Here is an 11,868-nt window from a genome sequence, read left to right on the forward strand (position 1 = left end):
AATTTAAAAGCTGCCTTTTTTTAGGCAGCTTTTAGTATTTTTACATAAAATATTTATAATGGCAGGAAATACTTTTGGTACCCAATTTAAATTAACCACTTTTGGCGAATCTCATGGCGAAGCTATAGGTGGTATTATAGACGGATGTCCTTCTAATATAGTGTTAGATTTAGATTTTATTCAACTTGAATTGAATAGAAGAAAACCAGGACAATCAAAATTGGTTACTCAAAGAAACGAAGCCGATGAAGTACAATTTTTATCAGGAATTTTTGATGGTAAAACATTAGGTACACCCATTGCTTTTCAAATCAAAAACAACAATTCAAAATCGGGCGATTATGATCAATTAAAAGATGCTTATAGGCCTAGTCATGCTGATTTTGTATATGAACAAAAATACAAACATCGCGATTATAGGGGGGGGGGCAGAAGTTCGGCTCGCGAAACTGCTGCACGCGTAGTTGGTGGTGCTGTTGCTAAACAAATTATAAAACCTGTAAATATAACAGCTTACGTTTCTGCTGTAGGTTCTGTTTTTACGACTAAAAATTATAATGAATTAGATTTAAATCTTACGGAAACAAACGCTGTTCGGTGTCCTGATTTGGTTGCGGCCAATTTAATGGAACGACTTATCTTAGAAACAAAGAAAAAAGGAGATACTGTTGGTGGAGTAATTACTTGTGTAATTAAAAATGTACCTATTGGTTTAGGTGATCCAGTTTTTGATAAACTAGAAGCCAATTTAGCTAAAGCAATGCTATCGATAAATGCCTGTAAAGGTTTTAGTTTGGGGAGTGGTTTTGATGGTGCAAAAATGTACGGTTCACAACACAATGATTATTTTAACGAAAACGGAACTACAAAAACTAATTTTTCGGGAGGTATTCAGGGTGGAATTAGTAATGGTATGGATATTTATTTTCAGGTTGCTTTTAAACCCGTTGCTACTTTGTTGCAACCGCAAGAAATGCTAACTAAAACCGGAACACTTGAAACTATAAAAGGTAAAGGTAGGCACGATGCTTGTGTTGTACCACGTGCAGTACCTATTGTTGAAGCTATGGCAGCATTGGTTTTAGCCGATTTTATGGTTTAATCGTTACATTCCATAAGTATTAAATGGCCTGTTTTATAGGCTATTTCAACTAATCCATCGTTCAAAACTTCATTACTGGTACCTGGTTTAAATCCTAATATTAACGTTTCGTTTTGCAGTTCGTATTTTAAATTTTTTGTAGTCACTCCATCTACAGTTCCAACGGGTAATAAAGATAAAATAGTTTGTTTAGGATACCATTTTATAAAAGTATTCTTCAAAGGATAAATTTTAGAATAATCATCAATAAGTACTAGTTTTATAAAATCTTGATACTTTACCAAATTTGTAATATTGGTCATTGTATGGTCCATGCGCTTACCAGTTGCCCAAACAATGTTTGCCGCGGGTATTTTTCTATTTATTAAAAAATTTATCGCTTTATCTATATCATACGTATTTTGATCTTCTAATTTAATAATTTCAATAGGAAATTGACTATTTTTATAATAGTTATAATCAAAATTACGGTCAAAATCACCAATCAGTACATCAACTTTTATTCCTAGTTCTAAAACCCTTTCAATGGCACTGTCTAAAACAATTACTAACGGATTCCATTCTAACAATTGATTAAGTAATTCCATTGAACAAGCTTCGCCATTAGCTATAATTAATGCTGGCTCTTGATCGTCGCGTACAATATGATGTGAAGACATTAAAATTGAGTTTTAAAGCACTAAATTAACATGTTTTATTTAGTTTAAAATATTTATCTTTGAAAAAAATAAAATTTTAAACATGGATTTACAACAAGAACAATGGTGGAAAAATTTTAACGAAGATACCAATGCCGTTTTATTAGATGTACGTACTAATGATGAAGTAAGTGAAGGTGCTATTCCTGGTGCAATTCATCACGATTTTTATCAAGGGCAAGAATTTTTAACTGCGTTAGAAGGTTTAGATAAATCAAAAAATTATTATGTATATTGTCGTTCTGGAAACCGCAGTGGGCAAACTTGTATGTTAATGAGTCAATTAGGGTTTGAAAACACTTTTAACTTAATTGGTGGTATGAACGAATGGGAAGGACCAACTATATAATAAAGGCGAAAGCCTTTTTTTTGTGTAAACAATATTTTATTTAATGGAACTTATAGATTTTATTTTACATATCGATCAACATTTACAAGTGTTTTTACAAGATTATGGTATGTGGGTTTATGCCATATTATTCTTAATTATTTTTATAGAAACTGGATTAGTTGTAATGCCTTTTTTACCTGGCGATTCGTTGCTTTTTGCAACAGGTATGTTAGCAGCCCAATTTCCAGAAAGTTTAAATGTTTGGTATGTAATGCTATTGCTGTTTGTAGCTGCTGTTTTGGGCGATACTTTAAATTATACCATTGGTAAAGAAATAGGTATGCGCATTGTTAACTTTAAAATTTTAGGAAAGCAACCTGTTAAAGAAGAACATATTCATAAAACGCATAATTTTTATGAAAAATACGGTAGTAAAACCATAGTAATAGCCCGTTTTGTACCTATTATTCGTACTTTGGCGCCTTTTGTGGCAGGTATAGGCCGAATGAATTATGCTACATTTTTAACCTTTAATGTAGTAGGTGGATTTATTTGGGTTTTTGGTATTACGTTATGTGGTTATTTTTTAGGTAATATACCAATTATTAAAGATAACTTTTCAAAAGTGGTATTGTTAATCATTTTTATATCTATTTTGCCAATTATATTTTCAATAATAAAAGAAAAACTAAATACTAAAAATAAAACGCTTTCATAACCGAAAGCGTTTTTTGTTTTATAATTTTACATTGTGATGCAAAGAAAACATTAATTGTTGATATGATTTTTTCTGCATCATTTGGTTCATCCAACCAAATTGAAAAGCTGTATTTTTATTAAATTTATATCCCACACCTAAATACAAACGATCTCTATCAAAAGGATTTATTTTTCTTGTAGTTTTGTCTGAATTTATAAATACTTCATTATAAAAACTTGCGTACAAACTTGTGTTTTTATCATGGTTTTGATACAAAGGTGTATCTATAGCTAATTGATACCTTAAACGAGTTTTAAAATCTTGATTTTCTACAAAACGCTGTTCAAAACGAAAACGATGACGTATAGAAGTTTTTTCCACCTTTTGTTGCAAAATAGCATCTTGAAAAATTCGGTTTTCAATAACTGGTAAATCAGGTTTTTCAAATTGTTCAGTGGTAATAAAAGCGTAACCCGTTCCTAAAGTTAGATTTTCAAATAAGTGATATTGAATAGTTCCGCGTATTAATAATTGATTTAAATCAGTTAAAACTTCATGATTTCGGTACTGTACATCGTAATTAAAATTCCATTTTGTGTTTTCAACTTTTGCGTTTCCAAAATACATAAACCAAGCACCTAATTTTGGATCTTTTTTAAATGAATTTTGACCCATTCCTAATACCGACATCAAGATAAATAAGAATAAAAAGAGTGTTTTTTTCATAAAATTACTTTTGTTTGGCTTCTAAGATAATAGCAAATTGCAAACCATACATAATTGCAGCAATTACTAAGTGTGCTGCTTGTGTACCAAAAGGGAAGTGAATGTAATACATTAAAATTCCGGTTAAAATTTCAATTAACAACAATAACAATACCCAATTTATTTTTGAAACTCCTAATTTTAAACGTTTATTACGTAAGTATAAAAATAGGTTTACAAAAAATATTACAAATGAAAACGTACGGTGTATGTAAAATGTTAAATCGGGGTTTTCTAACCATAATGAAACATCTGTGATACCGTTTTGAGTTAAATCATCAATAAATTGGCGTACTTGCGTTCCTAAACCAATTTGAACTAAGGATAAAAACATAGCAACCCATGTAAATTTATAAAAAACAGAATCATAATTTTTACTTTTAAAAGATTTATGTTTTACCAAATAAATTAAATAAACTAATGCAGCAACATTAAGTAATGCTGCTATCATATGTGTGGTAATTTTTACTGGATTTAGTACTGAATATACTACTGTTGCACCTAACCAAGCGTTAAATCCTAGTAAAAATAATACAACTGCCGACCAAAAAACAACTGATTTTTTTGTTTTCCAATATCTAAAAGATAGAATAAATAGAATTAAGCAACCTAAACCAGATAAAGCTCCAAATAAACGGTTAATATATTCCACCCAAGTATGGTAAGGGTTAAATACAGCATAATCGTGTTTAGTATATTTTTCCCAATCAGTAGGATTATAAACTTCTTTTGAAGTAAAATTGGTATTAGCTACCCAAAGCGAATTATCTTTAATAATAACTTGCCCTTTGTTATACTCATGGTTTGGCTTCCAAAGCAATTCTTCAACTTGTGTTGGTGGTATGTAATAACCAAAGCATTTAGGCCAATCTGGGCATCCCATACCTGAACCTGTCATACGAACTGTAGCACCTGCAATTATAACCAAATACACTAAAACTAATGTAATTTTAGCCCAACGAATGAACGATTTATTTTCCATAATTATAATTTTTGATTTGCTGGTTTTAATCCTAAACTTTCAGCTTTTTTAATCATAAAACTGTATGCATCTTGGTATTCATTTGCAATTTCGCCTTCTAAAATAGCTTCTTTTATAGCATCTTTAATTTGTCCGATTTCTCTAGATGGTCCCAAATTAAAAATGGTCATAATTTCTTCACCTGTAATTGGTGGCTGAAAATTACGCACATGATCACGTTCTTCAACTTCAACAATTTTTTGTCGAACTATTTTAAAGTTATTGTGATATTTTTGAAATTTCTTTTGATTTTTAGTAGTAATATCGGCTTCACATAAAGTTAGCAAATTTTCTACATCTTCACCTGCATCAAATACCAATCTACGAACAGCCGAATCGGTTACAGTATCTTCAGCAATTACAATAGGACGCGAGCTCATTGCAACCATTTTTTGAACAAAACGCATTTTATGGTTTAAGGGCATATGCAAACGTTGAAAAATGCGCTTAACCATTTTACTGCCTAAAAATTCGTGTCCATGAAACGTCCATCCATTTCTTTTATTAAATTTTTTTGTTGGGGCTTTACCAATATCGTGTAATAATGCCGACCAACGCAACCATAAATCATCGGTATTAACACATATATTGTCAACTACTTCTAGTGTATGATAAAAGTTGTTTTTGTGAGTGTGTCCTTCAACTTCTTCCACATTGTTTAATGCAGTAATTTCGGGTAATATTAACGGTAATAAACCTGTTTTGTAAAGCAATAAAAAGCCAACTGATGGTTTTACAGTTAAAAGAATTTTATTTAATTCGTCTACAATTCGTTCGCCCGAAATAATTTTAATTCGCTCTGCATTTTTTGTAATGGCATCTAACGAATTTGTTTCAATTGTAAAATTTAGTTGGGTTGCAAAACGAATTGCACGCATCATTCGCAATGGATCGTCTGAATAGGTGATATCTGGATCTAAAGGTGTGCGTATCACTTTATTTTGTAAATCAATCATCCCGTTAAAAGGGTCAACCAAATCGCCAAAGTTTTCAGTATTTAATGAAAAAGCCATAGCGTTAATGGTAAAGTCTCTTCGGTTTTGATCGTCTTGTAAAGTTCCGTTTTCAACCAATGGATTTCTACTATCGGCTCGATACGATTCTTTTCTTGCACCAACAAATTCAATATCAATATCGTTAAAACGAAGCATAGCAGTTCCGTAATTTTTGAAAACTTGAACTTTTGGTTTGTTTGGTAAAAGCTCTGAAACCTCTAAGGCTAAATCAATTCCACTGCCTACGGCAACAATATCAATATCTTTTTTAGAATCGCGTTGTAAAATATAATCGCGTACAAAGCCGCCAATTACGTAAGCTTCAACGCCTAATTTTTGTGCTGCTTGTGCAACAATTTCAAATATTGAATGGTTTAGTGCTTCTTTATAATTTGATGATTGAATCATTATTTTCTTAAAATTTTTACTTGCGAATCATTTGTAAGTTTAATTACGGTTGACGACTTTTTGCTAATTTTTTCTCGATCAAAATTTACAACATAATCAACGCCGTTAATAATTTCCTTTGAAATCTCAGAGAATTGAGTAGGAGTAGGTTCACCAGAAATATTAGCAGATGTTGACACTAACGGACGCTTCATGCGTTCTACCAACTTGTAAACAAAAGGTGTGTTTACTATGCGTATTCCTAATGAATTATCTTCGGCAATTAGGTTTTTAGCAACGTTTCTAGGTGCATCTAAAACCAAAGTAGTTGGCTTTTCTGCACAATCTAAAATATCAAAAGCAACACTTGGTATGTCTTTAAAAACATTGTACAACAAACGATCGTTATTTACCAAAACAATCATACTTTTAGTTTCTGCACGTTTTTTTAATGCGTAAATTTTTTGTACAGCTTCTTCGTTAGTTGCATCGCAACCAATTCCCCAAACAGTGTCTGTAGGATATAAAATAATTCCTCCGTTTTTAATTACTTCAAAAGCCTGGTGAACTTCTTTAGAGATATCTTCCATAAAAATCAATTAAAATTGAATTTTTTCGCCTATACTTAAACCAGAATTTTTAGCAAATACACCGCATAAATGGAATAATAAACGTGCGCCAACATTTCCGTCCCAATCATCTTCACCTGGTGCAACTTCTACCAAATCAATACCAATTATTTTTTTGTTTGATTCTGCCAATTTGCTTAAAAGATAAGTTGCTTGTTCGTACGACAATCCTCCAGGAACTGGTGTTCCTGTATTTGGACAATACCAACGATAAAGTGCATCAATATCAAAACTAATAGCTACATTTTCAGGTAGTTGGTTTAAAATTTCATCGCATTGTTGTTGCCATGTTTTACCATTAAATTGATTGTGTTTAAGGTCGGTATCAGTATAAACTTTAACTTTGTTTGATGTTTTAACTACTTGTACTTCACCCTCGCTAAAATCGCGAATACCAACTTGTACAATTTTTTCAATTTGTGGTAATTTTATTGCGTTATACATGATTGACGCATGTGAAAAGGTAAATCCTTCGTAAGCTTCACGTAAATCCATATGTGCATCAAAATGTAAGATACCAAATGAATCGTTTTTGCTGGCCAAAGCTTCATAATATCCCATTGGTGTTGAATGATCTCCACCTAATAAAATTACTTTTTTGCCTTTGTTCATCCAAAACAAAGTACGTTCCTTTACTTCTTGATTAAATTGTAACGATGCTTTATTTATTTTATCTAAATCGGCTTGTAATTGAGGAAAAGTCTCTATGTTTTCGCCATTTTCTAAAGCTTCTATAATTGGTTGAGCTAAACTTTTAAATTTTTCACTGTTTTTTGCCCATTGTTCAGGAGCTTTATCCATAAAAATGCCTAATTTCCATAAATCTGGAAATTCTTGGTGTAATAAATCAACTTGGAAAGACGCATTTGATATAGCTTCTGGGCCTTCACTTGCACCACTTCCGTAACTTACGGTAACTTCCCAAGGAGCTGGTAGTATAATTATTTCGCTTTCTTCTGCTGTAAAAGGTAATCCGTAGATTGACGCGTCTGCCAAGCCAGGTTGCGATGGATCAAAATTATCTATTTTTTGTTGTTTAGTTTGCATTTTTGATTTGATTTTTAAAGTTACAAATATAAAAAAAGCCTACGTAAAGCAGGCTATTTATATTAAGTAGTTTGGATTCCTTTTTTCAAAATTTGACCAAATTCATACATTTCCTCAAAAGTCGTATACAATGGCACCGGCGCTAAACGTATAACTGCTGGTTCGCGCCAATCTACAATTACACCTTCTTTCATTAAATAATGAAAAAGCTCTTTACCTTCACCATGTAAAATAACAGATAATTGTGATCCGCGTTCTGCTTGATCTTTTGGAGTAATAATTTCTAAATTTGTATTAGTTTCTTTAGCTGTTTCTTCAACAATAAATTGTAAATAAGCGGTGATTAAATTGCGTTTTTTTACAAGTTCACTCATTCCAATTTCATCAAACATTTCTACCGATGCTAAGTACGGAGCCATTGCCAAAACGCCTGTACAAGAACTTTGCCAACCTAATGCACCATCGTTTGGTGTAAATTCAGGTTCCATAAGAAAACGACGCTCTTTATTATGACCATACCATCCACCAAAACGATTTAATTTAGTGTTTGTATGATGCTTTTCGTGCACAAAATAACCTGAAACACTTCCTGGGCCGGCATTCATGTATTTGTAACTGCACCAACATGCAAAATCTACATTCCAATCGTGCAAACTAAGTTCAATATTTCCTGCTGCGTGCGCTAAATCCCAACCTACAATAGCACCAACATTATGACCTGCTTTTGTAATGGCATCCATATCTAAAACTTGACCTGTGTAATAGTTAATTCCACCAATTAAAACTAATGCCAGTTCATTACCAACTTCGTTAATTTTTGCAATAATGTCTTCGTTTCTTAAATTGTGTTCTCCTTCTCGGCGTTTAACTTCAACAATAACATCGTTTGGATTTAAACCATGAAACTTCACCTGCGTTTGTAACATATATTGGTCACTAGGAAAAGCTTTTTCTTCGCAAATTATTTTAAATCGGGTAGAAGTAGGGTTGTAGAATGATACCATCATCATGTGTAAATTAACCGTTAAAGTATTCATTACAGAAACTTCACTTGGTTTTGCTCCAACAATTTTTGATAATGGATTTGAAAAGCGTTCGTGATAATCCCACCAAGGTTTTTCGGCATAAAAATGACCTTCAACAGCCATGTTTGCCCAATCATTCATTACATCATCTACATATTTCTTGGCACGTTTTGGCATTAATCCTAACGAATTTCCAGTAAAATATATGGTTTTTTTTCCGTTTACTTTTGGAAATTCAAATTCGTTTTGATACTGTTTTAAAGTATCGTTCGCATCTAATGATTGTGCAAATTCGCGAGTATTTTGAAAGTTCATTTAATTTTATTTTTAAGAGCTAAAATTACTTATAAATTTTTGTTTAACAAAAACAGAGAATTAATTAGGTTTTTCTTCTGTATTTTCAGTATTTTCTTTTTCGATAGCGATTTTGTTACTTTTCATTTTTGATACCAATAGTAACGAAACAATTGCATGTATCAACACACAAGATAACAAAAATATAATTCTATTTTTATTAAAGATATCCGTATTAAAAAATGTATCGTAATGATAAGAAATATAGCAATAACCCACAAAAATTATGGTATTTATGGTTGTAAAAAGAAAGAACTTTTTACGATAAGCCAAGACAATTATTGTTGCTAAATAGCAAATAACTGCACATACTAATACTGCTAAAATTATTTCTAAAAATGCCATGTTAGTTTTTAAAAGGTGTGTAAATTTCGTGTTTTTTTAGGACATATAAAATAAAAATCCGACCAATAATTTGATCGGATATTATTATGATTTACAATTTTTTACTTTTCTGCAGCAATTAAATTTAAGGCAGACCCCGCTTTAAACCATTCAATTTGCGAATCATTATAAGTATGATTTGCCATAATTATATCTTTAGAACCGTTTGCATGAACAAATTCTAAAGTTAAAGGTTTACCTGGTGCAAATTCTATTAAATCTAAAAAGTTAATAGTATCATCTTCTTGAATTTTGTCGTAATCTGCTTCATTTACAAATGTCAACGCTAACATACCTTGTTTTTTAAGGTTGGTTTCGTGTATACGTGCAAACGATTTAACTAAAACTGCCTTTACACCTAAATGCCTAGGTTCCATTGCAGCGTGCTCACGTGATGAACCTTCACCGTAGTTTTGATCGCCAACAACTATAGACGGAATTCCTTCGGCTTTATAATCACGCTGAACAAAAGGCACTTCGCCATAATTACCTGTTAGTTGGTTTTTTACAAAATTGGTTTTACCATTAAATGCATTTTCGGCACCAATTAACATATTATTTGATATATTATCTAAGTGACCGCGAAAACGCAACCAAGGACCAGCCATTGAAATATGATCGGTTGTACATTTTCCAAATGCTTTAATTAATAATTTAGCACCTATAATGTTTTTTCCTTCCCAAGGTTTAAAAGGTTCTAATAATTGCAATCTAGAAGAAGAAGGACTAACAACAACTTCAATGTTAGAACCATCTGTAGCAGGCGCTTGATAACCTGGATCTTCAACATCAAATCCTTTATTAGGAAGTTCATCTCCAAAAGGAGGTTTAAACATCACTTCTTCACCATTATCATTTAAAAGAGTATCGGTAATAGGATTAAAATCTAACCGACCAGAAATTGCCAAAGCTGCAACCATTTCGGGCGATGTAACAAAAGCATGCGTATTTGGATTACCATCGGCACGTTTTGAAAAATTGCGGTTGAATGAATGTACAATTGTATTTTTTTCTTGCTTATCGGCACCTTCACGATCCCATTGACCAATACATGGTCCGCAGGCATTAGTAAAAACTTTTGTACCCATTTTTTCAAAAGCAGCAATCATGCCATCGCGTTCAATGGTATAACGAATTTGTTCTGAACCTGGATTAATACCAAATTCTGCTTTTGGGGTAATACCTAATTCAACTGCTTGGTTTACAATTGAAACTGCACGACTCATATCTTCGTAAGACGAATTGGTACATGAACCAATTAATCCCCATTCAACTTTAATAGGCCAGCCATTTTTAGCAGCTTCTTCTTTCATTTTTGAAACAGGCGTACCTCTGTCAGGGGTAAAAGGACCGTTTATATGTGGTTCTAATTCAGATAAATTAATTTCAATTAATTCATCAAAATATTTTTCTGGTTCAGCATAAACCTCAGGATCGGCTGTTAAATAATCTGCAATTGTATCTGCAGCTTCAACAACATCTGCTCTACCAGTAGCAACTAGATATCTACGCATAGAATCATCGTATCCAAAAGTTGATGTAGTTGCACCAATTTCGGCTCCCATATTGCAAATAGTACCTTTACCCGTACAAGACATAGAAATAGCGCCTTCGCCAAAATATTCCACTATAGCACCCGTACCACCTTTAACGGTTAAAATATCGGCAACTTTTAAAATTACATCTTTAGGGGCTGTCCATCCGTTTAATTTTCCTGTTAACTTAACACCAATTAGCTTCGGAAATTTTAATTCCCATGCCATTCCACTCATAACATCAACCGCATCGGCACCACCTACGCCAATAGCAAGCATTCCTAAACCACCAGCATTCACAGTATGAGAATCGGTACCAATCATCATACCACCAGGAAATGCATAATTTTCCAAAACTATTTGGTGAATAATACCTGCACCTGGTTTCCAAAAACCAATACCGTATTTGTTAGAAACTGATGAAAGGAAATCAAAAACTTCTTTTGATTGAGTATTTGCTACTGCTAAATCTTTTTCGGCACCGACTTTTGCTTGAATAAGGTGATCGCAATGTACAGTTGTTGGTACAGCTACTTTATCTTTTCCCGCATGCATAAATTGCAACAAAGCCATTTGCGCAGTTGCATCTTGACAAGCTACACGATCGGGAGCAAAATCGACATAATCTTTAGATCGATTAAACTTTTTACTTGGAGTTCCTTCCCATAAATGGGCGTATAAAATTTTTTCTGAAAGTGTAAGTGGTTTACCTACTAATTCACGCGCTTTGTTAACACGTGCTGGTATCGTTGCGTATACCTTTTTAATCATTTCAATATCAAAAGCCATAATACTGTTTCAGTTTTAATTAAAAATTACTACAATTTACTATTTTTTTTACAAAATTATTTTGTGTAAATGTTAACTTAAATAATTTAAAATGATTCTACTTAAT

General features: G+C 32.4%; 12 protein-coding genes. 3 read left to right on the plus strand and 9 right to left on the minus strand.

The annotated features are described in order from the left end of the window. Nucleotides 1–58 precede the first annotated feature (58 nt). Complete coding sequence (gene aroC, locus P3875_RS07460; RefSeq protein WP_303443330.1) at nt 59–1,102, plus strand: chorismate synthase; 1,044 nt, start codon at nt 59–61, stop codon at nt 1,100–1,102. On the opposite strand, the gene P3875_RS07465 is transcribed toward aroC, so the two are convergent. After that, complete coding sequence (locus P3875_RS07465) at nt 1,099–1,761, minus strand: thiamine diphosphokinase (RefSeq protein WP_303443331.1); 663 nt, start codon at nt 1,759–1,761, stop codon at nt 1,099–1,101. The genes aroC and P3875_RS07465 overlap by 4 nt on opposite strands. Nucleotides 1,762–1,843: 82 nt before the next feature. On the opposite strand from P3875_RS07465, the gene P3875_RS07470 reads away from it, so the two are divergent. Continuing rightward, on the plus strand, nt 1,844–2,149 hold the full coding sequence (locus tag P3875_RS07470; protein ID WP_303443332.1) for a rhodanese-like domain-containing protein: 306 nt from the start codon (nt 1,844–1,846) through the stop codon (nt 2,147–2,149). A 43-nt stretch (nt 2,150–2,192) separates the two neighbouring features. After that, nucleotides 2,193–2,849, plus strand: coding sequence for a DedA family protein (locus tag P3875_RS07475; RefSeq protein WP_303443333.1), 657 nt, complete (start codon nt 2,193–2,195; stop codon nt 2,847–2,849). Nucleotides 2,850–2,867: 18 nt separating this feature from the next. Here P3875_RS07475 and P3875_RS07480 read toward each other — a convergent pair whose 3' ends face one another. The 8 genes from P3875_RS07480 to P3875_RS07515 all read right to left on the minus strand — a co-directional run bounded on the left by P3875_RS07480 (nt 2,868) and on the right by P3875_RS07515 (nt 11,762). Next, nucleotides 2,868–3,557 carry a DUF2490 domain-containing protein gene (locus P3875_RS07480; RefSeq protein ID WP_303443334.1) on the minus strand — a complete coding sequence of 230 codons (690 nt, stop codon included), beginning with the start codon at nt 3,555–3,557 and terminating at the stop codon, nt 2,868–2,870. 4 nt (nt 3,558–3,561) lie between these two features. After that, nucleotides 3,562–4,578: a COX15/CtaA family protein gene (locus P3875_RS07485; protein WP_303443335.1), complete on the minus strand. Its 1,017-nt coding sequence runs from the start codon at nt 4,576–4,578 to the stop codon at nt 3,562–3,564. Between the two features lie 2 nt (nt 4,579–4,580). After that, nucleotides 4,581–6,020 carry a CCA tRNA nucleotidyltransferase gene (locus P3875_RS07490; RefSeq protein ID WP_303443336.1) on the minus strand — a complete coding sequence of 480 codons (1,440 nt, stop codon included), beginning with the start codon at nt 6,018–6,020 and terminating at the stop codon, nt 4,581–4,583. Further along, nucleotides 6,020–6,589: an L-threonylcarbamoyladenylate synthase gene (locus P3875_RS07495; protein ID WP_303443337.1), complete on the minus strand. Its 570-nt coding sequence runs from the start codon at nt 6,587–6,589 to the stop codon at nt 6,020–6,022. Before P3875_RS07495 ends, P3875_RS07490 begins: the two co-directional genes overlap by 1 nt. Before the next feature lie 9 nt (nt 6,590–6,598). Continuing rightward, nucleotides 6,599–7,675 (minus strand): agmatinase family protein, encoded by a 1,077-nt coding sequence (locus P3875_RS07500; RefSeq protein ID WP_303443338.1) that lies wholly within the window; start codon nt 7,673–7,675, stop codon nt 6,599–6,601. Between the two features lie 62 nt (nt 7,676–7,737). Next, on the minus strand, nt 7,738–9,015 hold the full coding sequence (kynU, locus tag P3875_RS07505) for a kynureninase (protein ID WP_303443339.1): 1,278 nt from the start codon (nt 9,013–9,015) through the stop codon (nt 7,738–7,740). A 60-nt stretch (nt 9,016–9,075) separates the two neighbouring features. After that, nucleotides 9,076–9,399 carry a hypothetical protein gene (locus P3875_RS07510; protein ID WP_303443340.1) on the minus strand — a complete coding sequence of 108 codons (324 nt, stop codon included), beginning with the start codon at nt 9,397–9,399 and terminating at the stop codon, nt 9,076–9,078. Between the two features lie 101 nt (nt 9,400–9,500). Then, nucleotides 9,501–11,762, minus strand: coding sequence for an aconitate hydratase (locus P3875_RS07515; RefSeq protein WP_303443341.1), 2,262 nt, complete (start codon nt 11,760–11,762; stop codon nt 9,501–9,503). Nucleotides 11,763–11,868 lie beyond the last annotated feature (106 nt).

This window comes from Myroides sp. JBRI-B21084 (genome assembly GCF_030545015.1).
Lineage (GTDB): Bacteria > Bacteroidota > Bacteroidia > Flavobacteriales > Flavobacteriaceae > Flavobacterium.

Bases quoted from the DNA above. Each gene is read 5' to 3' on its own strand.
- P3875_RS07480 (WP_303443334.1), bottom strand. From the start codon at position 3,557: ATGAAAAAAACACTCTTTTTATTCTTATTTATCTTGATGTCGGTATTA.
- P3875_RS07485 (WP_303443335.1), bottom strand. From the start codon at position 4,578: ATGGAAAATAAATCGTTCATTCGTTGGGCTAAAATTACATTAGTTTTA.
- P3875_RS07495 (WP_303443337.1), bottom strand. From the start codon at position 6,589: ATGGAAGATATCTCTAAAGAAGTTCACCAGGCTTTTGAAGTAATTAAA.
- P3875_RS07515 (WP_303443341.1), bottom strand. From the start codon at position 11,762: ATGGCTTTTGATATTGAAATGATTAAAAAGGTATACGCAACGATACCA.
- kynU (WP_303443339.1), bottom strand. From the start codon at position 9,015: ATGAACTTTCAAAATACTCGCGAATTTGCACAATCATTAGATGCGAAC.
- P3875_RS07470 (WP_303443332.1), top strand. From the start codon at position 1,844: ATGGATTTACAACAAGAACAATGGTGGAAAAATTTTAACGAAGATACC.
- P3875_RS07510 (WP_303443340.1), bottom strand. From the start codon at position 9,399: ATGGCATTTTTAGAAATAATTTTAGCAGTATTAGTATGTGCAGTTATT.
- P3875_RS07465 (WP_303443331.1), bottom strand. From the start codon at position 1,761: ATGTCTTCACATCATATTGTACGCGACGATCAAGAGCCAGCATTAATT.
- P3875_RS07490 (WP_303443336.1), bottom strand. From the start codon at position 6,020: ATGATTCAATCATCAAATTATAAAGAAGCACTAAACCATTCAATATTT.
- P3875_RS07500 (WP_303443338.1), bottom strand. From the start codon at position 7,675: ATGCAAACTAAACAACAAAAAATAGATAATTTTGATCCATCGCAACCT.
- P3875_RS07475 (WP_303443333.1), top strand. From the start codon at position 2,193: ATGGAACTTATAGATTTTATTTTACATATCGATCAACATTTACAAGTG.
- aroC (WP_303443330.1), top strand. From the start codon at position 59: ATGGCAGGAAATACTTTTGGTACCCAATTTAAATTAACCACTTTTGGC.